Below are 23194 nucleotides of genomic sequence, written 5' to 3'. Positions count from 1 at the left end.
TTATGCTGCCAACCCAATAGCAAAATAGTCTAATTTCTCCGTGAATTCCGGTCGATTAGAAAAAAGTCTCCAACAATCGAGCAAACAGGGCTTCTTCATGTTTTGAATAAAATACTCAGGCGTCAGTTTTTTAAATTCGTCCCACGGAGTTGCCAGGACGCAAAGCTCGGCGTCATGCAGGCAGTCTTTTATTGAGCTGGCATATACGGGCTTTTCTTGGCAAAACGCTTTTTTTGCATTTTCCATGCCGCCGGGGTCATAAACGGAAACTACCGCGCCTTTCTGCAGAAGACTCCGTGAGATTTTCACCGGGCTCGATTCCTCAATAACATCAGTATTCGGCTTATAAGTCAACCCAAGGACTGCAATAGCTTTACCCTTCAAATTGCCAAGTTTATTTTCAATTAAGTCCACTGTTCTCTGATTCTGTAACTGGTTAGCAAGGTCGGTTGCCTCTGATAACAGTGCTTTGCACCCAACTTTACGTGCGACGGAAGCAAAGGCTTTATTATCTCTTGGGAAACAGGGCCCGCCGTAGGCAAGACCGCCGCTCAGGTACTTCCTGCCTATCCTGGAGTCAAATCCAAGCATATTACTTATGGTATCAACGTTTCCTTCCGGAATCCGCTCCGCTATTTCAGCCAGAGTATTCGCGAAAGTTATCTTCATGGTAACGTAAGCGTTGAGGGAGATTTTAGCCAGTTCCGCATTTTGAATCGCTGTCCTGACAATGGGAGGTTGATTCTCACATACATTGCTGTAGATTTCAGCCAGCATATTCCCTGACTTCGTGTCCGATTCTCCGATTAGCACTACATCAGGCTGGGTAAAATCCCTTATGACACTGCCCAGCGCTATAAATTCAGGACTGTAACACAGGCCGAAATCCCTGCCGCATCTCTTACCCGTAGCTGTTTCCAGCAAGGGTTTAATCACACCCTCGGTGGCTCCGGGCAGCACGGTACTGGTAACCACGACAAGGTGAAAATCAGGCTTATCAATTAGCGCGGCGGCTATCTGTTTAGCGGCTGATTCTACATATCTGGTGCTGAAACTTCCGTCATCCTGACTGGGAGTAGGGACCACAATAAAACTTGCTTCTGAGTTAATCACGGCATAGCGATAGTCCTGTGTCGCCGTTAATCGCTTTCCCGCTGACTTTACTAATTCGGACAGGCCCGGTTCATAATAAGGACTTTCACCTTTATTCACCGCTTGGATAACGGCCTTGTTCAGATCAACACCGATAGCATTATAGCCTTTATTTGCCAGGCAAGCAGCAAGAGGAAGCCCTAATTTGCCGATACCGAATACCGAAATGCTGTTCATCGGTTTTCCTTTTCAACCATTTTCTCAATCCAGCGATATGTTTTTTCCAATCCTTTGGACAGAGGTGCCGATGGTTTCCATCCCAGTTTCTCTTCGATCAGCCGGTTATCTGAATTGCGGCCGCGAACCCCGAGTGGCCCCGGAATGTGTTTAATCGAGAGCTTTTTCCCCGCGATATCCATGATCATTTCTGCGAGTTGATTGATTGTCACCATCTCCTCTGACCCGATATTTACCGGTCCTGTGAAGTCTGATTCCACCAATCGTCTTACCCCTTCCAAACATTCGTCAATATACAGGAAAGAGCGTGTTTGAAGGCCGTCACCCCACATTTCAATCTCTCCGTCGTTAGGGGCTTTAGCGATCTTACGGCATAAAGCGGCCGGAGCTTTTTCACGTCCATCGTTCCACGATCCCTCCGGCCCGAAGATATTATGGAATCTCGCTATTCGTACGTTCATTCCACAATTTCGATTGAATGATAGATACAAACGTTCGCTGAAAAGTTTCTCCCAGCCATATTCACTGTCCGGAGCCGCCGGGTAAACCGTATCCTCCGCCAATTTGGGGTTTTCCGGATCCATCTGATTATACTCTGGATACACACATGCAGAAGAAGAATAGAATATCCTTTTAACGCCTGCTTTATAGCTGGCCTCAACGACGTTCAGATTTATTAGAGCTGAGTTATGCATTATATCGGCGTCATTTTCTCCTGTAAAAACGAAACCGGCGCCGCCCATATCCGCCGCGAACTGATACACATCGTCAAATGGAGAATCAACCACCTTCCGTACTACGCTCTGTTCCCTCAAATCTCCAACGATAAAATCATCCGCCTGTGTCTCTGCGAATTCGGGCTTTTTTAGATCTATCCCACGGACCCAGTAGCCTTCTTTTTTTAGCCTTTTTACCATGTGGCTTCCAATAAACCCGCCTGCACCGCATACTAATGCTTTTTTCATAGTTTCTCCTTATACTGCTGATAAAGCCGATGTGTTTCTCAGAACGAAACATCCCAACGCGTAGACGTTCCGCAATGGGTTCCGTGAACCTGCTGAAGCCTTGAATTTCAAGGCGTCGTCTTTCCCCGATAAAATCCATCTGTTCTGACTATCTTTGATCCAGAAAGCCTCTTCTTCTACCGTGTAACATTGAAGAAGCCGCGGAAGTCGCTGGCAGCCGTAAATGCGAGACATGGGAGCGAAGATTTTATCTTCTCCTACCGGGATAGTGAGCAGCATTATGCCTTCCGGTATCATTAATTCGCTTATGCGCTTCATAGCTTCCAGGTCGCCGTCAGAATTATCTTCTGTTACTCCATATCGTCCGGCTAAACCGACATGTTCTATAGTTGAACAGTTAATAACAAGGTCGAAATTATTTTTCGGGAGAGCCAGTTTCAATATATCGCCGTGGATGAATTGAAGATTGGGATGTGTGTAAAGCCATTTCACCGGTGCGAGGTCTATAGCGGTTACTCTGAATCCTCGCTGAGCGGCGGTAAGTCCGAGGGAGCTGCCTCCGGGACCGAAATCAAGCGCTTCTCCTGGGCCCGAAGGCATTTGTGATAATATCCAAGACCATTCAATATCTCGGTCACCAACTAAATTGGGAATTTTCTGGTTGCTTCTAAATAACAAGTAGTAAAATGCATTAAGTAACCTCAGAATCAATTTGCTACACTCCTTATTTAAGAAACCTCACTTCTCCTGGTTTCTATCTATACGTACATGTGAAATAATCTTATTTTGGAAAAACACTTTGGCTGACGGTCAAATGTAGTAATTTGTTAGGCGATTAGCTTTCATAGTGTAATTCTTATTATGTCACATTCAATTTCAATCTTAGCATCATGCATCTTTGTTTTGATAAAATCACTAAGCAACTGGATGCTAGGATAGTCTGCTCTGGCTCCGAAGCATCGTGCATCATCAATAAGCACCACATATTTGCTTGCCTGATTGTTAAAGATTTGTTCTAGTTCATCGTAAATTGGCGTATCTTTTACACCGCGAGCTGTTACTCCCCCAGAATAATGTCCATCCAGCCAGAATAGAATTGGCTGGTTTACTCTATTAATCAGATTCCCAAGCTCAAGTCCACTATCACCATGAATTATTTCTATATTTTTTTCAGCACTAAATCTAGTTGCCGCTTTCTCATATAGCGCTTTACTTAATTCAATGGAGTATATTCCATCGAAACAATGTTTCATAGCTTCAATCATATCACCATAAAATGTTCCTGTTTCGACAAGAATTTTTAATCCATATTTATCTGCATAGTTTCTTACCACTTGCTGTTTGTATAGATGCGGCGGTGGGACAGGTTTTCCGCGTCTTTTCCAATTAATATAGTCTATCCAATGAATCAACTTTCTAAATGTAGGGTTTGGCACAGTACTCTTTAAAATTTCGATATCTAAGTATCCCACAAAAGGAATATTCACTGTTTTCACCCTTCTTTTGAGATTTCGTAGTTCCTTGGATTAAAGCACATTTTTATATCTGGCCACTCTTCGATTTTATTCGGGGTAAAGTTACGCTTTAGTAAGAAATTATCGTAATCAAGGGCATAAATGGATTTATAACTGAGATTAGTTAACCAGTGTAATACTTGAGGTACGTATTGATGGCGCTTGTTTAATGCGTGGTTTAACTCAACAATTATGAATGGATCAAACTTAATCATAGTATCTTTTGCACCCTGTAATACCTCAAAGTCAAAAGAATCTACGTCTATTTTGATACAATCCAATCGAGCCAAATTGTTATCCTTCACAAAATCATCTATTGTCGTGAAAGAATAATTCTGTTTCTCGGGGTCATGTCCCCAAATACGAAATATCGAATCTCTTATTTGACCTGTGTTTTTACCCAGGGCTTTTTTTACAGGTATTACGTTGCTGGCTTTATGATGGTTTAAATTGGTTATTAACATATCATATGTACTGGTTGGTTCAAATGCATAGATATGCCCCCCGGGAGCTAAACGCGAAAAAAGGATACTATAATAACCAATGTTAGCGCCGCAATCGAATATCACCCAATCCTGCTGAACATTATTTACAAACCATTCTTTAGTTTTAATTTCACAATCGGGATAATATCCTTTGAATTCATCATAATATGCTATTAACTCAATAGGATCATCCCCGGGTATTCTAGTAAAAACCGGTTCTTTCACTTTCCCTTCTCGGAGGACGCTCACAAGACGATGTAAAATGTTTTTCATTGTGTCAATCATGTGAATATCATACTTTAGTATTAGGCAATATTAAACTACCCGCTAAGATTTCTCTCTCTAACCTTCTCTGTATATTTTGGAATACGTGCCTTGACGTTCCAATAACTGTGTATGTGTACCGTTTTCCACTATCCTTCCGTTGTCAAGAACATAGATTATGTCTGCATCCTTAATAGTAGTCAACCGGTGGGCTATCACCAGCGTGGTGCAGCGCTCGGCCACCCTGTCCAGGGCTTTCTGAACAACGGCTTCCGAGATATTATCCAGCGAGCTTGTGGCCTCGTCCAGTATAAGGAACCGAGGCTTACGTATCATTGCCCTGGCGATCGCGATGCGCTGTCTCTGCCCGCCGGAGAGCTTTATTCCGCGGTCGCCTACTACAGTATCGTATCCCTCGGGTAGTTCTGTGATAAATTCGTGGACATTGGCAAGCTTAGCCGCCTCTACTACTTCTTCGTCCAAATGCTCATTGCCGAAAGCGATATTATCTCTTATGGAGGCGTTGAAGATAAACGTTTCCTGCCCTACAAACCCGACTTTGCCGAGGAAAGTGAAGATATCGTATTCTCTTATATCCCGGCCGTCTACAAGTATCTGTCCTTTATCTACATCATATAGTCTCAGCAACAGGTCTGCGATGGTGGACTTTCCGGAACCGGAGTGCCCCACGACCGCGGTAACCCTGTCCTTTTCTATGCTTAAGGAAATATCGTCCAGCGTATGTTCCCTGCTCGTATGAGTAAAGCTCACGTATTTGAGTTCGATGCCGTGCTGGATGTCATGGAATTCGGTACTGCCGTTCTCCATTTGAGTGTAGTGCTCATCGAGAAGAAATTCTCTCACCGTCTCCAGATTTGGTATCCAGTGGACTACGTCCATAAGATTTCTCCCCGTGTTTGTCAACTTGGGCAGCAGCTTAAATACGGCGTACGCGAATGTGCCGAATAGAGGTATCAAGGAGTAGAACTGGTACGGGGAATATAGTCTTATTATGATTAATATAATGCCGACGGCTCCGAACATCAAAAGTTCCAGGAGGTGGGTGGGGACCTGACTCCAAAACTGGTTTATCCACCAGTGTTTCCAGCGTGAAAAAGCTGCCTGATTGAATCTCTCCGTCCATTTATCCGAGTTTCCGCTGGCACGTATCTGCTTTGCGCCGTTTATGTATTCGTTGATGATAACATTCTCATTTTCAATCTCTTGGAGCATTTTTTTACCGGTTACGTATGATATTCGTTTACCAAGATATTGAGCAAAGTAATAATAGCCGGCGCCGGCGATCACCACAGCGATGGCGGCTTTCCATGAGAGAGATATTAACAAATAAAGAACAAAAATTCCCAGTACGATTTCTACCGCCGATCTGGTCAAAGCTATAACTGCATAGCCTATAAACTGGGGAGCCTGAGATCCTTTATACAGAAGGTCTCCCTGTCTGACGTCTGCGAAAAAGCGATAATCCGCTTCTGTATATTTGCGGAATACCTCCTGTTCGTGATCTCTCACGATTCTGGCTGTGAACCTGGGCGAGAGATTAGCATAGATTAACCTACATGAGCAATACAAAACGGTAAATATCACAAACAGAGTGCAGTTCGATAGCAACGGGTCATCGATCGGCATTACTTCTGACAGCGAATTCAATATGCTGAAGAACGCTCCGTATGAAGCTGCTCCTTGTTCAAGGCTGGCGTTAAGAATGGGGAAGAGCATTGCCATCTGTAGGGTCTCAAGGAAGCCGTTTAACAGGGAGAGTACCAGCAAGATGGCAAGATAGCGCTTATATGGCTTCAAGAAGAACCATAATGTTTGTAAACTGTTGCTGCGCTCCTTCGGCATACTCTCTTTTTCTGCCTCTTTTTTAAATAATAATCTTAGTATGTGTTAGTCAATTACGAACTTGTTTCTCTTGTAACCTCTCCCGCCAGTAATTGAGCAAATCCTCCATTGTCTTTTCGAATGGTATGGTCTGTTTCCATCCCGTCTGTTTCTTAAACTTGGTGCAATCTCCCTGAAGCACCTCGACATCGGAAGGCCTCATGCGGTCGGGGTCCTGCTGAACTTTGATTTTCTTAGGCGTCATGGTCATCAGTATATCAAGCAGCTCTTGTATCCTTACCGTTTTACCGGAACATATGTTATATGTCTCTCCCGGTTGGCATTTCTCAATTGCCAGCAGATAGCCCTTTACCATGTCCCTGACATCGGTAAAATCCCTCATGGCTTTCAGATTGCCGACGTGAATGATTGGGCTCGCGCCTTTCTCTATCTCGGCTATCTGCTTGGCGAAGTTTGACGATACGAAGACCTCTCCCCTTCTAGGCCCGGTATGGTTGAAGCCGCGAGTTACGACTATATTGAGTTTATATGACATATGATATTGATAGGACAACTTATCAACCGCTACTTTTGATACTGCGTAGGGAGACAGAGGCCTGAGCGGGTTATCCTCTTTGATGGGCAATTCATTTTGGTCAACCATGCCATATTCTTCTGAACTACCTGCAACCTGTATTTTAGGATTGATGTCTAATTTTCTTACTGCTTCGAAAAGGTGGATTGTGCCTATTACGTTGGTCTCCATGGTATCGGCCGGTGCGCGCCAACTCATGGGCACGAATGATTGCGCGGCTAGGTGAAATATGTAGTCCGGTTTCGATTCTGCAAGGACTATTTCCATTGAGTGTCCGTCTCTCATGTCGGCGGTAAGCAGGTGTATATCGTTCTTGATATGCTCGATATTATCCAGCTTGCTTCTCCAGCGCGCCGTCCCGTATACTTCCATCTTTTTATTCAACAGGAGTTCGGCCAGATGGCTGCCGGCGAAGCCCGTGATGCCCGTGATCAAAGCTCTTTTCATTTAAGCTCTTTCCTCTTATGCAGGATTAATCTTGATTTTCGATAGATTTATTATAGTTATGAATGTGGTTGAAAACAATATCAACACGATTGGCTTTTCGATATTGAGCAGGTGATGGATTAGTACGATTTACTTCTCGTATCCCGTGTATTCAAAGACTTTAACGTATGGATAGTTCTGCCCTACACAATTAGGTGTGGGAGAAGAGTGTATCAGTTCATATTCCTCTAAAGCATCGATCGGGATGGGGCTGCTGAACGGGTCAAGACCGATGAGTATGTAGTCCGGGTGGTCGTCGAGAAACCCCAACGCCTCTTCGTAAGTGGTGAAGGCTTTGCCGTTGTTGGCTACATCGGCTATGTACCTGTATTTCTCGCCGCTACTATCCGTATCTTCCGCGTACAGTATGACGAATGTGGAATTATTCGGCACGGCGGCTTCCGTGTTGAAGTTGTACAGCCTGGCGCACATGGATTGATAGTAGGGGGTGAAGAAGATTTGCAGCTCGGCCGATCGCGAGCCGGGATCATCATAAGTCCTGTATTCCCCTTTGTCTCCGATGTACAGGATGTCATAGAAGTCGGATACTTTATTGCCGGACCATGTAACCATGGTGTGGTATTTCCCATATGCCGTTTCGATATCGATAACGACGTATCTTGAGTCCAGTTCATCCATTATCCAGCTTGCTGTGGACTCATTCTGCGCTGTCATGAATGTGCTCGCTCCCGGCCGGATGGTTCCACCTGAGCCTGCGCCGCCTATACCTGCCTGGAACGGGTTCGCGTTGGGTATGCGGTGCGCTATGCGTGTTATCCAGTGGCCGTAGTCCCACCAGCTCATCACGCCGTATGCCGAATCGGGATAGTCATATCTTTCTCCAACTTTCGGCGCGTCGTACAGCGCGTAGTAGAAATCGGGATCTCCAAACGGCTCGGGCGTATTGTTCTTCATCCAGGTGAGGGCTTCATGCCAGTCCGTGTTGGCGCCGTAAGGATGATACGTTAGGTATAGTGTGGCCGATTTCTTGGGTGACCAGCCGCTGTCATCGTAGGTTCCGTATATCACGTTGGGATAAACGGTCAGGAAGAAGACGGCTATTATGGTCAGCGCCGCTGATATGTATCTGGGTCGCAGATATACGGATGTCTGCTGTTCTTTCTTAGCCCTGGCCCTTTTCTTTTCCGCACGGGTCTTGGCTTCTTTTTCGGTCGGCGCTTCTTTCCAGTGCGCCAAAGCCAGCAGCCAGGTTATCCAGCCCGGCAGCTTCCAGAGAATATAGCTGCTCAATAAAGCTACGTTAATCGCGAAATAGTAGGCGTATCGTGTTTGCGATAACAGCGCCATTAAAGTCACGAAACTCCAGATTAAGAGTATTATCCTGGCGGAACTTTTCTCGAAGTATACGTATAGCGCAATTATAGCTATGCCTTCCACTAGGTATATCTGCCAGGGCATGGAAGTCACCTGATCGATTATCACAGTAAGCACCAGCACCCCGATCCAACCCAAGAATAGCCATCTTCCTATCTTAGTTTTTCCTACAGCGGAATATTTTATCAACAGAAATGCTATAGGCACCATGAATAACCCTGTGGTGAAGTAAGTCCAGAGCCTGTGGTCCGTTAGATGGGATAGGTCGAATCCTGAAAGTAAAGGCTGGGCCTCCATTATGGTCAGCGTTTGTGATGAAGGTGCCAGTGTTCCCAGTCTATTGAATATGTCATGATATAGAGATTCCCAGCCTAAATAAAGAAGCCCGACTCCAGCGCCTGCTATCACGGCTACTGTTATCGGGAAAAATATTCTTCTAATGTTTTTTCGTACCATGAGATAAGAGACTATTCCAAAAACTGCCACACCGAGCAACCCAATAACCATCCCACCGAGGACGAAGTTTCCCCATAAGAGATATTTGTAGAATATTGCTGATATCAGCAGAGCTATCAGAAGCACAGGCATGCTTATTAAGGCCAGATAGTCGGTCGGCTTACCGTTTAGGTGATCAACTACGTACTGAACAAATACATATACCAGTATTATGAAGATGAATACCGCTGCGCCGATCCATGATAGTATATAGAGCCCCAGGAAGAAGCCGGATAACAACGCAAATAATACTGGTTTCTTTAAACTACTCCATTCCCTCTGTCTTATCCGGCTGAATGTAAGCTGAGCCTCCTGCCCCCGCTTTATCGCCATGATGAAGAATAATATGCTTGTCGTGCTGAAGAGCACTTCTGCTATATGGTGGTCGGTGAAGCCCAGAATGGAGCGGAACAGGAATTCGCCCGGCAATATCGCGAGCAAGCCGGCGGCCAAGAGACCGGCGTTTCGATTAAATATCTCCTTACCAATGAAATATACCGGAACTACGGTTAACGCTCCCATAACAGCAGGGAAATATGCGCTCATTTTTTCTATGAGGTCTGTAGAGGGATGCCCCAGCCCGGCTATCCATATTACCAGCGCGATGAACCAGTCGAAGAACGGCGCGAAGGGAATACTCTGACCGGTAGGATACAGCGTGTAAGGCTCAAACGTGTTCCTGAAAGGGAAATGATGTACAAGGTTCTCAATCAGGCGCATGTTGTACCAGCCGTCGTTCTCGGCGAACATTACGTAGCTGCCGCCGAGGACTCCGTCGTATGGCGGGCCCGTGCGCAGCCAGAGGGCGAAACAGGAGAACAGGAATATCGCCGTGCCGTAGAGCGCTCTCTTGAATCCTACGGCCAGTACCGCGGCGATGTAGAAGATCGGAAGCATGGCTATAAGGTGCGTCATCAGCCATTCGGCGCAGAATATGAATATGATGAAGGATAGAACGGCCAGGAGCGCTATGATGCCCCATCTGGCCTTGCCGGGGATTTTGCCCCTGATGCTCTCGTGGGTGTCGGCGATTTTACGCCACAGTTCTTGAATATATAGCATATCTCTGCTTCCCGATTATGTTAGGCATTTTACACTAAGCAACGAGCAATAGCAACAGATACGGCAAAAGGGGATATTATCCGAGATAGGATACCTCTGTTTAAGCCTGTCATTGCGAGGAGTCCTTCCGCAGTTCGGAAGGACGACGTGGCAATCTCATAAATATCATTCGGTGGGCGCAGCCCACCCTACGTATCGTCGTCTTGTAGGGGCAGGTCTTGTGCCTGCCCTCCGGTGGGCGACCCTCGTGGTCGCCCCTACACGATGGTTTAATTGTCCCATGCATTTTGTTAGCGTATATATATATATTTTTTTTTTTACAGGGCGGGATTGACAATGCGGCACCGGCAAGGTTATCTTATATTTCCCATGATGATTTCGGCGTAGCGGAAAAGCGGAGGATAAAAATGGGTGATTTTGTGTTAGCATGCAAAGCGGATGAAGTAAGCGAAGGCCGGATGAAAGAGGTCGCGGTTCAAGATAGGGTCGTATTAATCGCTAACGTCGGCGGCAAATACTACGCTGTCGCCGGAAAATGCCCGCATCTGGGCGGCAGGCTGGCCCAGGGAAAGCTGGAAGGCTCCGTGGTAACCTGTCCTAAGCACGGCTCACAGTTCGATGTGACGGACGGTCATGCTGTGCGCTGGTTGAAACAATCAGGGGTGCTGTCTAAAGTGGGCGGTATAATTAAGCCAGAGAGGCCTTTGACCGTATATAAGACTAAGATCGAGGGCGGCGGGATCATGATCGATATTTGAGCCGATACTGTTTAAACAGATGGATTTAAAGGGGGCGTGCCATGAAGCTGAGCAGCGCTGTCGATGAGATAAAAACACTGAGCCCGGATGAGGTTAAGGCCATCCTCGATGGAGATGAAAAGGGAGAGTTTGTTCTGCTCGATGTGCGTCAGCCGATGGAATACGAGGAAGGCCACCTGCCCGGCGCCCTGCTCATGCCGCTGGATGAATTGGAGTCGCGGCGGGACGAGATGTACAGAGAGCTTTACGGCGGCAGAAAGGCCATCATCTATTGCCGTTCAGGGAGAAGGAGCATGGCCGCCGCCATAGCGCTCTGCGATCTGGGATTAAAGGATTTATATGTTATCGAAGGCGGTCTGAACAACCTGGGCTTTAAGATGCTGAAAGGAAAGTCGGAGAAGAAGCCCCGGGTTATCGGGAAGGCGGCAAGCGTCAAGGATGTCCTGATAATCGCGATGAAGATGGAGAAGATGGCTTACGATTTCTATACCGCGGCCAGGGATAAAAAGCAGTTCGAGCTGGCCAGGCCCATGTTCCAGCAGCTTGCCGAGGTGGAGCTGAGCCACATGAGGCGTTTGTTCCTGCGACTGACGGGAGAAATCCCGGAGAGCGCGGTGTTTTCTAACATAGATAAATACCTGCAGCAGATCGATAAAGAATCCAAGGGTGTTGATATCGAGGTCAGCGCCGCGTTGATGAAGGCCGAAGAAGAGGCTAAGAGCGAGGTTGATGTGCTTGAGATAGCCATCCAGAGGGAGTACATCGCCAACGATTTCTATAAGAGAGCGGCGTCCGTCGTCGACGACGAAGAGGTCAGGGCCCTGCTGCACGGGCTGTCGCACGACGAACGCGGCCATGCCGCCACACTGCTGAATCAGCTGTCCCGGGTCATGCGGAAGTAGCCGTCAGGGAGATATCGAAGATATAAACAATATCGTCAGTCTGGGTACTACCGATTCATTTGCCTTCGCCGGCCAGTTTAATCACCTGTTCCACGAATGTCCTGGTATCGACAGGCTTGGTAATATACCCGCAAGCGTTGGATGTTTTCAAATTACCTAGCTGATCTTCGCTTGCCGAGGCGGTGACAAACACGCAGGGTATTTCCCGGGTTTTGCGATTATTCTTCAAGCTCTCAAGAACTTGAAGGCCGCCGATTCGCGGCAACTGATAATCGAGCACTATCAAATCGGGTTTTTTAGCTTCTGCAATGGTGATGCCTTTTTCCGCGTCCCCAGCCTCAAGAACAGTGTATCCATCCCGTTCGAATAAGGCCTTTTCAAGTTCGCGATTATACGGGTCGTCTTCTATTATCAATACCGTCTTGATGGCTTTCACGTCAAGCTCCTGCGTTCGTAGTTATCGCTGCACGGTCAACCCGTGCTATGTTTTCGGTAAAGGCTTCAATGGCAGTATGAAATAGAAAGTGCTGCCTTTGCCCTGCCCCTTGGACTCGAACCATATTTTCCCGCCGTGCAATGCAACCAGCCTCTTGGATAAAGCCAGACCCAGGCCCGTGCCTTCGTATTTCTTGGCATACGGCTCTTCGATCTGGTAGAACTCGGTGAAGAGCTTGGCCTGGTCCTTCTTGGCTATGCCGATGCCTGTATCCTTAACGCTGATAAGTACGTATTCTGTGTTCCTCAGACCTTTGCGTATTCCGGATGGAATAGCCGCGGAATCCGGTTTCACAAGCTTCGCTCCGATAATGACCGAGCCTCCGTCCGGGGTGAACTTGACCGCGTTGGAGAGCAGATTATACAGGATTTGTTTCACTTTTCGCTCATCCGCTTCGATCATATCAACATCGGAAGAGATTTCCGAGAGCAGTTTAATATTATGCTTCAGGGCTTTCTCCGCGATGAACGACAGGCTGTTCTTCAGCAGGTCGCTGACTGAGAATTTGGTCGTCAGCAGCTCCATCTTACCCGCTTCCACCTTGGAAAGGTCCAGGATATCGTTGATCAGGGAGAGCAGGTGTTCTCCGGCCGATGTGACGTAGCCCATGTATTTCTTCTGGTCGTTGTTGAGCGGGCCCTTCGTCTCATCGTATAACAGTTCGGAGAAGCCGATGATAGTGCTGAGGGGTGTCCTTATCTCGTGGCTCATGTTTGCCAGAAAATCTGATTTGGCTTTGTTGGCCTGTTCCGCGGTAATCTTAGCTTTGTCGAGTTCCGAGGTTCGCTCTTTAACAAGCTCCTCCAGGTGTTCCTTGTAAAGCAACAGGGCTTTCTCCGCCTGTTTGCGTTCGGTGATATCACGTATAACATTAATGAATCCCACCTGCCTGCCGGCATCGTTATACATTGCGGATGTAATCACATCTACTTCCATCTCCTTACCGTCCGGAAGCAGTGCGCAATATTCCCCCTGCACCTGTGAAATCCGCTCCTTGAGCATCCTTAAAAGGTTGGCCACAACTTTTTCCTGATCCTTGAATTTAACGACATCCAGCACGTTGCGTCCTATCAACCCCTCTTTTGTTTCTAAACCCAATATCCGGAGCGTAGCTTCATTTACATCAACTATATTGATGTTTGAATCGCTGACAAGCACGCCGTCGTTCATTGATTTGAACATTGTCTGGAGCTTTTCTTCAGAATTTCGCAGCGCTTCCTGGGCCTGTTTGCGCTCGGTGATGCGGCCTATTCGCTCGGCGATAGTGTCTATCAGCAATCTCTCTTCCTTCATGAATGGCCCTTCGGCTTCTTCCGGCCTCTCCTCAAGGTAACCGATTTCGATCCTTCCCTCTATTGCTCCGAGTACCTTGATCGGTGCGGATTGCATCCACGCGGACTCCTTGAAATTTTTCGTGCGGAACTCTTTGTCGCCCATCACTATCCTGCAGCAAGCGATCTCTGTGTATTGCCAGCTTTGCGGAAGCATGTTTGCAAGTCCCTGATAGAGTTCCTCAAGAGAGATGCTTTCCATTTCTGTCAGTTCAGCCAGGTTAAAAAACGCCCGAAGCTCTTTCATCCGCTCCCTGATCTGGTGCTCCGCCTTCTTGCGCTCGGTTATGTCGCGCCCTATGCGCAATATCAACTTTTCCCCGTCTCTATCTATCAGCAGTGCATGTACCTCGATGGGGATTGTTGAGCCGTCATGCCGGTAGTGGGCTACTTCAAATGTAACTTCGCCTTTTTGTTTTATTTCAGCGATACGCTCGTTGAAGGATTGAGTATATTCAGGGGTAGCCAGATTATGCAAGTCTTTACCGATGAGTTCCCCTCTGGCATAGCCGCGCAATTCCTCTGCCTCTTTGTTGGCGTAAACGATTCGTCCGGAGAGGTCATGGACAAGTATCGAATCGGCAGCCGCATCCAGCAGTTTTCCTTTAAATTGAGTTTCTTGCTCCGCCCGCTTGCGCTCGCTGATGTCGATTCCGAACGATATCGTACCTGTGAATTTGCCGTCAATGGTGAGCGTGCTGTTTTTCCAGGAGATGATTCGCTCCTCACCGGACTTTGTAAGTATGGGATTCTCGAAAGTATCGATGATCGTACCTGAATCCTTTAATTTCTCGAATTCATCCCATACGTCGGGATATCGTTTTTTGGGGACGATCAGCTCGAACCAGTTCCTGCCCATGGCCTCCTCTGCCTTATAGCCGGTTATCTTTTCGCCCGCTTCGTTCAGCAAAGTGACCTTTCCTTTAGTATCAAGTACAACAACCATCGCGTTGGCGGTCTTGATCAAATTTTCGGCGTAGTCCTTTGCATCCCGTAATGCTTCTTCCGCCCTCTTGCGTTCGGTGACATCTCTGGACACCCCGTGTATGCCAGTGATTTCCCCTTTTTCATTTCGTATCGCGCTGACTACAGCTTCCATCCATATAATCGAGCCGTTCTTATGGTAGCACTCCATCTCCACCGTCAATTGCCTGTCCGGGTCGACACCGTCCTTGCTGTCGCGCCCCAGCTCAACAGATAAAGCTTGAGTTACAGCATTCAGGGACTCCGGTGTCAGTTGCTCGGTAACGGATTGTTTCATGCGTTCCTCGGGTGTATAACCAAGCATATTGGTTACCGAAGGACTCACATATGTTGTTTTCAAATCCATATCCAGAGTCCAAACGACATCGTTCATCTTCTCCGTGAGAAAACGATACTTGGCCTCGCTTTCCCGCAGCGCCTCTTCCGCCTTCTTTCGCTCGGTGATATCGCGGAGGTTTATGATTACAGCTTCAACAACGTTATCTTTTACCAGATTACTTCCGACAGCTTCAAAGGTACGCCAGCTTCCGTCTTTATGGCGGAGGCGAAGTTCGGATCGTTGAACAGGTGCGTCGGCGTCCATAGACAATTTTTTAAATGCGTCGGCTGCAATTTGTAAATCGTCAGGATGGAGATGCTCAAATACGCTGGCTCCAATCCTTTCCTCTGCCTTGAGCCCTAGAACACTCTCAATCGCCGAGTTTTCATAGATGATTTTACCTTCTTGATTCACCAGGACAATAATGTCCGACGATTGATCTGCGAGAGCCCGGAACCGCTGTTCCTCTAACCGCAGTTTCTCCTCCGCCCTCTTGCGCTCGGTTGTATTGCGGATGTTACACTGGATCAGCTTATTTTGGCCTACGATGTAAGAACTAATTATGAATTCCACATAGATTTGACGTCCGTCGCCTGTGGTGAGAGGTAGGTCATCATACCGGATGTATTCCTGCCGCTGCAATTCCAAATAGCTTTCCCGGTCGGGAACAATATCCTTAAATGTACCCAGCTCCCATATTGTCTTCCCAATGAATTGTTCATGAGAATAACCAAGCAGCTCGACCAGGTATGGATTCACGTTTATAACTTCCCCCGTCTCTGCATCAAGCAGCAGAATTCCATCCTGCGCTTCCTCAAAGAGCCGGCGATATCGCATTTCGGAAGTGCTAAGAGCTTCCTCTTTTGTACGCAACGTATCCGTCATACGGTCGAATGAGGCGGCAAGTGCTCCGATCTCATTTTTTGTGTTGATACCGGTCTTCCGGCTTAGATCTCCTCTGTTAGCGATATCCAAAGTAACTTCGCTGAGGCGTTTCAGCGGGTTGATGACCGATATATTCAATCCTAAGAATGTCAGCAAGCTCAGCAAGGCCAGAGCTATAAAGAGCCCGAACAGCGCTATAAAAACCGGCCCTTGTATCACTCCATTCACTACGCCGGTGGGGGCCATGACCGCAAGCTTCCAGCCGAGCTCGGGCGACGTATACAGGTAGAGATAAAATGACCCTGATTCAGTCTCAACAGTCATTACTCCATTACTCTGGCTCATAATGTCGGTTGCGGCGTCGCCTAAGAGGGCCTCCAAGTTCTCAAACAGGAACTGCGAATCACTGAAGGCTACTATTGTACCGTTCTCATCGGTCAGCAGCATATGGCCCTGATAACCGACCTCAAAGTCCGACATGTACTCCGTGAGGTCGTTCAGAGTTATATCCGCTCCTAAAACGCCGTAGACCTCGCCGTTGTCGCCGACGAGGGCCGTCACCACGCCTATATTAATATCCGTGGTGGTGACCGACTCATACGGCTCGGTTATCATCACCTGACCCGGGTTCTCTTTCCCCAGTGTGTACCAGGGCCTTTCTCTGGGATCATATTGGGTGGGGCTGGCGCGGGGGTGGGAGCGCACAAAGGTTCCGTTCTCACGCCCCATGTAAACCGAGTTCACATACGAATGCGTCGTCATGTACGAGTTCAGAATGTCGATAATGCTCTGCTCGGTCTCTCCGATGTTGTATTCAAAGGTGGATTCATTGGCGTTGAGGAAGCTGGTGAAGTCTTCGTCGTCCGTAGTGCGCACTATCTCGTTCTCGGAAAGCTGAGTTACATCGCTTTTGGCTTCTTCTATGAGGTTGGTCAGCGCGAAATCGAGGTGCATCAGCTGGTTCTGGAATTCCTGTTCCAGATCCGCGGATCGGTTGTTTCTGACCTGAACAAAAAGCACGCTTCCTACAACAGCGAGGACCGCAATGCCGACACACGTGTACAATAGCAGTAATCTGATTTTTAGCCGCATCTCAGGTTTACCTCCTCACTGCTATGTGAAAGAGACCATATCGGTTTTCCTGTAAATAGTTCTCCAATAAACGTCTAAAAAAGATATTTACACGGAATCCTTGTACTGCTCCGCTATTGACAGGATTTCCTGCTTAGTACTTATAAAGGCGTCGACGACGCCGGGGTCGAAGTGCGTACCGCGCTCGTTTTTGATAATTGTGAAAGATTCTCTGTAGGATAACGGCGGCTTGTAGGGCCGCTTGGATATAAGCGCATCGAACACGTCTGCTACCGCCACTATTCGACCGGATAAGGGAATGCGCTCGCCTGCCAGTCCCTGAGGGTATCCGGTTCCGTCCCAGTTCTCATGATGGGTCAAAGCGATCTCCTCGGCCATTTTCATGAAGTCCTGTTTCGATCCATGCAAAAGCTTGGCCCCGATAACGGTATGCTGCTGCATGACTTCCCATTCCTTGTCGTTCAGCTTGCCCGGTTTCATTAAAATCTTGTCGGGTATTCCTATCTTGCCTATATCATGCATCGAAGAGGCATAAAGAATGCCTCTGACGAATCCGCCGTCCACTTCCATCTTTTTAGCGATGGCTTCCGCATAACGGCTCATACGCAGGATATGTGAGCCGGTGTATTGATCGCGACATTCGGCGGCTGACGCAAGTCTTTGAATGGTTTCAAGCGCCGTTTCTTCAATTATCGCCATGGCGGCATAAACTTCTTTTGTACGTTTGGCAACTTCTGCCTCAAGTTTCCGTTCATAATTGCGCATATGATCGTTATAAGCTTTTACTTTAAGAAGCGATCTGACCCTGGCCAACAGCTCGGCTGAGTCCACAGGTTTGCTGATGAAATCATCGCAGCCGGCTTCTATGCCTTTGACCCTGTCTTTTTTGTCCGTAAGAGCGGTAACCAGTACCACAGGTATGGGGCTTGTTTTTTTATTGGCCTTCATCTGCCTGGTGACCGCAAAGCCGTCTTTACCCGGCATCATGACGTCCAGGAGGATCAAATCTACATCGTTCTTTGCAAGGTTTCTTAGAGCTTCTTCTCCGTTTGATGCGGTCAGTATCTTATAGTGATACGGCTCAAGGTAAGCCTTTTCCAGTTCTATGTTCCTTGCTTCATCATCCACGATTAAAATAGCAGGTTGTTTCTTCATCGTCACATCCTCATGTAATGCTCTGCACCGCTTCCTGTCAGGATTCCGAATCGGGAATGAAACGAGCGATCGTCTCCAGTAAGACTTCCTTATCAATAGGCTTGGTTATATACGCGGAGGCGCCGTCTATTGCAGCAATAACCTTATTGCCCTCATCCGCTAATGCCGTAACCATTATGATTGGTATATTGCTCCTGTTCGGCCCCTTTTTTAATTTATTCAGTATTGTGTAGCCGTCCTCGAAAGGCATCATGATGTCCAGAAGGATGAGATCCGGTTGGACTTTTTGCACAGTATCGATCATTTTCGTGCTATCGTTAAGCGTTACCGTGTAATAGCCGGCCGGTATCAGCATGGCTTCTATCAATTCCAGTATTTTGGGATCATCGTCGACTATAAGTATTTTGTATCTGTTCATGTCTTCTCCTTTATGCCCCGACTTTCCAAGACCTAGGGGTTGAGTTTAAAGACTTCCATCCTTATCTGTTCGATATCAGATTCTGAGAATAATCGCCAGCCCCGCCGGTCCTTAGCAAAGTTATCTTTGATAATCCCCTGTTTGATCCAGCGATGGAAAGTGGCCTTGCTTATTCCCGCTTTAAGGCAGGCTTCCTTTGTGCGGTAATACTTTTTCTGTTCGATAGTAATGGACATATCAAGTTTTCTCCTGATACGTATCGAGACGTCTCAGCATAGAGAACAAAAAAAGCCCTTCTTATACAGAAAGGCTAAGTATAATCCCTCTTGGTAGCTCGGCCATCCTCTCTCATGCTATCTTCCGGAGGACCCGTAGCTTTGCGTCCCCCGCTTACGCGAGGTTTGCCTTTTTCTAAATTACATTTGTTTGTTAATGTTCGATTCTGTTGAGGGAATATAAACATATGCCATTTTGTTTGACTTGTCAACCCTACAGGGTTGACGTTGTGAAGCTTGAAGTCTGTCCGGTATTCAAAAATGGAAGCTTCTTTGGATGCCGATTTAAAAAAAGCTCCTGAATGTGGGGCCCTCTCATACAAATCTTGGCTCCCCGGTCAGTCCTTCCGCGTATTGCATATCGGGGAAGGACCCGCTCTACTGCTCCAACTACACTCCAAGATGTTCCTGTAGCTGCTGGTTTGGCTCCCCGGCTAGGATTCGAACCTAGAACCTAGCGGTTAACAGCCGCCCGCTCTACCATTGAGCTACCGGGGAATCCGCACTGCCCTGCCGAAGGGCACCGCATGATATGATACCACAAAAAAAGAGAGCTGCCGAGCCAGGATTCGAACCTGGGCTAAGGGATCCAAAGTCCCCTGTGCTGCCACTACACAACTCGGCATCGCTACAGTGGTTCACTCCAGGTATTGAATTTATCGCTCGGAGAGTGCCGAAGGTCGGGGTCGAACCGACACGGGAGTTGCCCCCCAACGGTTTTTGAGACCGTCGCGTCTGCCATTCCGCCACTCCGGCGGGAAAAATGGTGCCGAGGGGCGGAGTTGAACCGTCGACACGTGGATTTTCAGTCCACTGCTCTACCACCTGAGCTACCTCGGCACAAGCATCTGCTATTTTATGTTTTCGCTATCGTGATGTCAAGGACAAACCGTTTAGCATCCGATTCATCACATGAGGGCGCTAGCCTCGCCGCCCTCTTCAAAGAGGAAGCCTTCTGAACAGTTCACAGGCCTCATCGTCACGCCCCAGCTCCACCAGCGCCATGCCTTTATTGAGATATGGCTTCTTGTATTGCGGGTTCAAAAATATCGCTTTGTCGTAGCATTCGATGGCGCGCGAACGCTTGCCTGCCGCGAACAGGTCGTTCCCCATGCTGTTGTAAACATCGGCGATGAGTTCTTCATCGCCCCAGACGCATCGCTCGGACGGATTCAGATGCCCCGGATAGGCGAATCCGTTTGGGAATACGTTCTCGATGTCTATCGTCGACTTGCCGGCGGGCAGTATGCTGAAGACATGTGGCCCGCGCCCGAACGCGTTTTCCAGATATGTAGCCTTTACCTTGATGTCGAAGCGCTGCGCGATGATATTGTAGAGGACGGTCAATCCCAGGCAGTTTCCCACGTTCCTGGCGCGGCCTGTCTGGGCATCGATGACGTCCGTGATCTTGTAGTGTCCCTGCGCCTTGTAGCGGTGCGGTTTTGACATCCACAGCCAGTGGAAGATAACCTTGGCCTTGTCGACGTCGCTGTCGTTGCTGGCGACGAACTTATTTATCTCTTCGCAGAGTCGTTCGACCTTATTCGTGTAGCGTACGATGTCTCTGTAGCTGGTAACGCCTGTAGCTATAAGAGCCGCAGATGCCAGGTCGGTAGCCTCCGTCCTTTTATTGGTCATCAGCTTATTCTTTAAACGTTCGATTTTCTCTTCCATAGCTTTCGTCTATTGATTAATTATCACATTTCCTATAAAATTTCTTTTGTTACTTTTTTCTGAGGTGATGAATTGCACGCACTGGGTAAACACGTAATACTTGAGCTTCACGACTGCGACCGCAAGCTGCTGAGCAACTGCGAGTTCCTGCGGGAGACGCTGCTCGAAGCGTGCAGGCGCGCCGGCGCGACCATATTAAGCAACTCCTTCCATGTCTTTTCTCCTTACGACGGGGTCAGCGGCGTCATCATTATCGCAGAATCTCATCTTTCAATCCATACCTGGCCGGAATACTGCTACGCCGCGGTCGACATATTCGCCTGCGGCGATTCCCTGCATCCGGAGAAGGCGGTGGAGTTCATGGTGCAGGAGCTCAAGGCGGGCAATCATTCATTTACCGAGTTGAAGCGCGGAATTTTGAAATCGCTTGTCTTCAATGAATAAGAATCAGTGGTTCTCCGATCAGATCACCCCCGGCATGATCCAGCAGTACCGCATCGAGAAGGTGCTGTATACCGGCAAGTCCAAATATCAGGCGGTACAATTCGTTGAGATGTCCGGTCTCGGACGCTGTCTCATCCTCGACGGCAAGATACAGTCCAGCGAGCTCGACGAGTTCATCTACCACGAATCTTTGGTTCACGTCTCCATGCTGGCCAACGCCAACCCGAAGAAGGTTCTCATAGCCGGAGGCGGCGAGGGCGCGACGACGCGGGAGGTGCTGGCGCATCCGTCGGTAAAAAAAGTCGTCATGGTAGACCTCGACGGCGAAGTGGTTGATATGTGCCGCAAGCTGCTGCCTTCTTACCATCAGGGCTCGTTCGATGACAAACGCCTGGAGCTGATACACGACGACGCGTGGAAGTACATCGAACATACGAAAGAGAAATTCGATGTCATCGTTCTCGACCTGCCGGAGCCGATAGACGCCGGGCCCGCGTATAAGCTGTCAACGATCGAATTTTATGAAATGGTGAAAAGTCGATTAGCTAAAGGCGGCACCGTTTCCCTGCAGTCCGGCGCCAGCGCCTGGGGCAACCACCTGCTTTTTACCGCCATGATAAACACCCTCAAGCAGGTCTTTCCCATCGTGCGCCCGTACGACGCCTTCATCCCCAGCTACGGCGGCACCTGGGGCTTCGCCTTCGCCTCGGTCGATGTCAAGCCAGTCGCGGCCTCCAAAATCGACGGCCTCATCAAGGCCCGCATCAACAAGCCCCCGCGCTCGTTCGATGCTATCTCCTACCGGCGCCTCTTCGCATTGCCCAAACACCTGCGCAAAGCCATCGCCGACGAGAAGACGGTCATCACCGTCGACAGGCCGTACCTGATTTATACGCCGGAAAAGTAGTCGCGCCGCATCCTTCATATTCGCTCGTTGTTGACATACGACTGACCCTCGTTTACGATTGGTAAAGTTGTTTTTCAAACGAGTGGCTTAATTTATGTCGTGTCGAGGTAAAGGATGAATGAACCTGATGTAAGTCCCGATGAGCAGCAGGAAGAGCCGAGGATTCGAAAATCTATAGCTATATTCTGTGCTCTGGCGGTAGCCGCATCCATCATTTTCGCTCTGGTGGTTTCGTTTATTCCATCGGATGAGCATACGTCCGATGACGCAAAAGAATACATATCTCTCGGGATGGAGGCTTATTACGGCGGCAACTATAGTGATGCGCTGTCTTATCTCGGTCAAGCCATAACGCTCGATCCCGATGTCGCTCTCACTTACGCGTTGCGCGGAGAGGTCTATTACATGCTGGATGATATGGATGATGCCCTATCCGACTTCAATAAATCGATACAGCTGGAGCCCGATAATTACGTTTACTACAGGTCGCGCGGTATAGTTTACTTTGATCTAAGCGAGATGGATAACGCTCTAGCCGACTTTAATCAATCAATAAGCCTCGAACCAGATTTTGCCCATGCCTATTACTGGCGCGCCAAGGTGTACTATAACATTGGCGAGATGGATGAGGCTCTGGCCGACCTGAATCAGTCCATACAGCTCGATTCCGATTATGCTTACGCGTATCAGTATCGAGGGATGGTCTATCAGTCGATGGGAGATAACGAACAGGCGATAGCCGATTTCCAGATGTGTCTTACATTGAACCCGCTTGATGAAGTAAGGCAGGAGGTCGAGGGGTATCTGCAGGAGCTGGGGGTTGCGCCGTAGTTATTTCGTACTTCTCGTCGCACCTGACTTAGCCAGCATGAGGGCCATGGCAAGCAACGCGAATCCCGCTATCGCCATCATCAGGATAAGCATGCCCAGCATCACCGCCGCTGCGGGCACCGCTGCAACAGCCCTGAGGATAGGATTCCTCGGTTGGATATTTACCCACAGGGAGCGGGTCGTACTATTTCCCCGATTGATATAGGTTCTGGTGACTTCTATGCTACGCCGGGACAGACTCGTGTCTTTAGCGGGAACAAGGGCTTTATCGGCCTCGACCTGAGGTTCTTCGTCACGATTCATATCGACTATCATTACGTACCTTCTTTTCTCAAGGGGGCAGACATCATC

Annotated in this window: 20 protein-coding genes, 4 tRNA genes and 1 riboswitch; of the genes, 5 read left to right on the top strand and 19 right to left on the bottom strand. The window is 48.2% G+C overall.

The features are described from left to right. The 8 genes from WC562_01370 to WC562_01335 form a co-directional block, all read right to left on the bottom strand. The gene (locus WC562_01370; GenBank protein ID MFA5054809.1) at positions 1-1329 is read right to left on the bottom strand and encodes a nucleotide sugar dehydrogenase; all 1329 of its coding nucleotides are present in this window, start codon (positions 1327-1329) and stop codon (positions 1-3) included. Continuing rightward, positions 1326-2294: an NAD-dependent epimerase/dehydratase family protein gene (locus WC562_01365; protein MFA5054808.1), complete on the bottom strand. Its 969-nt coding sequence runs from the start codon at positions 2292-2294 to the stop codon at positions 1326-1328. The genes WC562_01370 and WC562_01365 overlap by 4 nt, the downstream gene beginning before the upstream one ends. Positions 2295-2303: 9 nt before the next feature. After that, complete coding sequence (locus tag WC562_01360) at positions 2304-2894, bottom strand: class I SAM-dependent methyltransferase (protein MFA5054807.1); 591 nt, start codon at positions 2892-2894, stop codon at positions 2304-2306. A 242-nt stretch (positions 2895-3136) separates the two neighbouring features. After that, a complete protein-coding gene (locus WC562_01355) occupies positions 3137-3790 on the bottom strand; it encodes a hypothetical protein (protein ID MFA5054806.1) in 654 nt (217 codons plus the stop codon). Continuing rightward, positions 3787-4518, bottom strand: a complete 732-nt coding sequence (locus WC562_01350; protein MFA5054805.1) for an FkbM family methyltransferase — start codon at positions 4516-4518, stop codon at positions 3787-3789. Before WC562_01350 ends, WC562_01355 begins: the two co-directional genes overlap by 4 nt. Before the next feature lie 117 nt (positions 4519-4635). Then, entirely contained in the window at positions 4636-6420 is a 1785-nt protein-coding gene (locus WC562_01345; protein ID MFA5054804.1) for an ABC transporter ATP-binding protein, read from the bottom strand. A gap of 49 nt (positions 6421-6469) precedes the next feature. Continuing rightward, positions 6470-7441 (bottom strand): GDP-mannose 4,6-dehydratase, encoded by a 972-nt coding sequence (locus tag WC562_01340; GenBank protein ID MFA5054803.1) that lies wholly within the window; start codon positions 7439-7441, stop codon positions 6470-6472. A gap of 129 nt (positions 7442-7570) precedes the next feature. Continuing rightward, positions 7571-10372 carry an oligosaccharyl transferase, archaeosortase A system-associated gene (locus tag WC562_01335; protein MFA5054802.1) on the bottom strand — a complete coding sequence of 934 codons (2802 nt, stop codon included), beginning with the start codon at positions 10370-10372 and terminating at the stop codon, positions 7571-7573. Positions 10373-10779: 407 nt separating this feature from the next. On the opposite strand from WC562_01335, the gene WC562_01330 reads away from it, so the two are divergent. Then, positions 10780-11130, top strand: a complete 351-nt coding sequence (locus tag WC562_01330; GenBank protein MFA5054801.1) for a Rieske 2Fe-2S domain-containing protein — start codon at positions 10780-10782, stop codon at positions 11128-11130. A 41-nt stretch (positions 11131-11171) separates the two neighbouring features. Next, on the top strand, positions 11172-12032 hold the full coding sequence (locus WC562_01325) for a rhodanese-like domain-containing protein (protein MFA5054800.1): 861 nt from the start codon (positions 11172-11174) through the stop codon (positions 12030-12032). A gap of 55 nt (positions 12033-12087) precedes the next feature. Here WC562_01325 and WC562_01320 read toward each other — a convergent pair whose 3' ends face one another. From WC562_01320 to WC562_01275, 10 genes are all read right to left on the bottom strand, one after another. Then, positions 12088-12468 carry a response regulator gene (locus WC562_01320; GenBank protein MFA5054799.1) on the bottom strand — a complete coding sequence of 127 codons (381 nt, stop codon included), beginning with the start codon at positions 12466-12468 and terminating at the stop codon, positions 12088-12090. Positions 12469-12513: 45 nt separating this feature from the next. Then, entirely contained in the window at positions 12514-17139 is a 4626-nt protein-coding gene (locus WC562_01315; GenBank protein ID MFA5054798.1) for a PAS domain S-box protein, read from the bottom strand. Positions 17140-17226: 87 nt separating this feature from the next. Then, positions 17227-18294, bottom strand: a complete 1068-nt coding sequence (locus WC562_01310) for a two-component system response regulator (protein MFA5054797.1) — start codon at positions 18292-18294, stop codon at positions 17227-17229. 37 nt (positions 18295-18331) lie between these two features. After that, a complete protein-coding gene (locus tag WC562_01305; protein ID MFA5054796.1) occupies positions 18332-18712 on the bottom strand; it encodes a response regulator in 381 nt (126 codons plus the stop codon). Between the two features lie 32 nt (positions 18713-18744). Continuing rightward, positions 18745-18948 carry a helix-turn-helix domain-containing protein gene (locus WC562_01300; protein ID MFA5054795.1) on the bottom strand — a complete coding sequence of 68 codons (204 nt, stop codon included), beginning with the start codon at positions 18946-18948 and terminating at the stop codon, positions 18745-18747. 89 nt (positions 18949-19037) lie between these two features. Next, positions 19038-19128, bottom strand: a riboswitch (cyclic di-GMP riboswitch). Positions 19129-19410: 282 nt separating this feature from the next. Beyond that, positions 19411-19485 (bottom strand) — tRNA-Asn (locus WC562_01295). Between the two features lie 56 nt (positions 19486-19541). Further along, positions 19542-19612, bottom strand: a tRNA-Gln gene (locus WC562_01290). Between the two features lie 46 nt (positions 19613-19658). After that, positions 19659-19743: transfer RNA gene (locus WC562_01285), tRNA-Leu, on the bottom strand. Positions 19744-19751: 8 nt separating this feature from the next. Further along, positions 19752-19827 (bottom strand) — tRNA-Phe (locus WC562_01280). Positions 19828-19926: 99 nt separating this feature from the next. Beyond that, complete coding sequence (locus WC562_01275) at positions 19927-20661, bottom strand: tetratricopeptide repeat protein (GenBank protein MFA5054794.1); 735 nt, start codon at positions 20659-20661, stop codon at positions 19927-19929. A 72-nt stretch (positions 20662-20733) separates the two neighbouring features. Here WC562_01275 and speD point away from each other — a divergent pair, with 72 nt between their 5' ends. The 3 genes from speD to WC562_01260 all read left to right on the top strand — a co-directional run bounded on the left by speD (position 20734) and on the right by WC562_01260 (position 22843). Then, the gene (gene speD, locus WC562_01270; protein MFA5054793.1) at positions 20734-21105 is read left to right on the top strand and encodes an adenosylmethionine decarboxylase; all 372 of its coding nucleotides are present in this window, start codon (positions 20734-20736) and stop codon (positions 21103-21105) included. Then, positions 21098-22012: a polyamine aminopropyltransferase gene (speE, locus tag WC562_01265; GenBank protein MFA5054792.1), complete on the top strand. Its 915-nt coding sequence runs from the start codon at positions 21098-21100 to the stop codon at positions 22010-22012. The genes speD and speE overlap by 8 nt, the downstream gene beginning before the upstream one ends. A gap of 114 nt (positions 22013-22126) precedes the next feature. Then, the gene (locus tag WC562_01260) at positions 22127-22843 is read left to right on the top strand and encodes a tetratricopeptide repeat protein (GenBank protein ID MFA5054791.1); all 717 of its coding nucleotides are present in this window, start codon (positions 22127-22129) and stop codon (positions 22841-22843) included. On the opposite strand, the gene WC562_01255 is transcribed toward WC562_01260, so the two are convergent. Continuing rightward, a complete protein-coding gene (locus WC562_01255) occupies positions 22844-23158 on the bottom strand; it encodes a hypothetical protein (GenBank protein MFA5054790.1) in 315 nt (104 codons plus the stop codon). It lies immediately after the preceding gene. Positions 23159-23194: the final 36 nt, after the last annotated feature.

Source organism: Dehalococcoidia bacterium (assembly GCA_041649635.1).
Classification (GTDB): domain Bacteria; phylum Chloroflexota; class Dehalococcoidia; order E44-bin15; family E44-bin15; genus JAYEHL01.
Note: the sequence above shows the minus strand (reverse complement) of the source record. Positions and strands in the feature narration are given on the sequence as shown.

Excerpts from the sequence above, each read along its gene's own strand:
- WC562_01370 (MFA5054809.1), bottom strand. The coding sequence starts at position 1,329 with ATGAACAGCATTTCGGTATTCGGTATCGGCAAATTAGGGCTTCCTCTT.
- WC562_01365 (MFA5054808.1), bottom strand. The coding sequence starts at position 2,294 with ATGAAAAAAGCATTAGTATGCGGTGCAGGCGGGTTTATTGGAAGCCAC.
- WC562_01360 (MFA5054807.1), bottom strand. The coding sequence starts at position 2,894 with ATGCCTTCGGGCCCAGGAGAAGCGCTTGATTTCGGTCCCGGAGGCAGC.
- WC562_01345 (MFA5054804.1), bottom strand. The coding sequence starts at position 6,420 with ATGCCGAAGGAGCGCAGCAACAGTTTACAAACATTATGGTTCTTCTTG.
- WC562_01340 (MFA5054803.1), bottom strand. The coding sequence starts at position 7,441 with ATGAAAAGAGCTTTGATCACGGGCATCACGGGCTTCGCCGGCAGCCAT.
- WC562_01335 (MFA5054802.1), bottom strand. The coding sequence starts at position 10,372 with ATGCTATATATTCAAGAACTGTGGCGTAAAATCGCCGACACCCACGAG.
- WC562_01330 (MFA5054801.1), top strand. The coding sequence starts at position 10,780 with ATGGGTGATTTTGTGTTAGCATGCAAAGCGGATGAAGTAAGCGAAGGC.
- WC562_01325 (MFA5054800.1), top strand. The coding sequence starts at position 11,172 with ATGAAGCTGAGCAGCGCTGTCGATGAGATAAAAACACTGAGCCCGGAT.
- WC562_01315 (MFA5054798.1), bottom strand. The coding sequence starts at position 17,139 with ATGCGGCTAAAAATCAGATTACTGCTATTGTACACGTGTGTCGGCATT.
- WC562_01310 (MFA5054797.1), bottom strand. The coding sequence starts at position 18,294 with ATGAAGAAACAACCTGCTATTTTAATCGTGGATGATGAAGCAAGGAAC.
- WC562_01305 (MFA5054796.1), bottom strand. The coding sequence starts at position 18,712 with ATGAACAGATACAAAATACTTATAGTCGACGATGATCCCAAAATACTG.
- WC562_01300 (MFA5054795.1), bottom strand. The coding sequence starts at position 18,948 with ATGTCCATTACTATCGAACAGAAAAAGTATTACCGCACAAAGGAAGCC.
- WC562_01275 (MFA5054794.1), bottom strand. The coding sequence starts at position 20,661 with ATGGAAGAGAAAATCGAACGTTTAAAGAATAAGCTGATGACCAATAAA.
- speE (MFA5054792.1), top strand. The coding sequence starts at position 21,098 with ATGAATAAGAATCAGTGGTTCTCCGATCAGATCACCCCCGGCATGATC.
- WC562_01260 (MFA5054791.1), top strand. The coding sequence starts at position 22,127 with ATGAATGAACCTGATGTAAGTCCCGATGAGCAGCAGGAAGAGCCGAGG.
- WC562_01255 (MFA5054790.1), bottom strand. The coding sequence starts at position 23,158 with ATGATAGTCGATATGAATCGTGACGAAGAACCTCAGGTCGAGGCCGAT.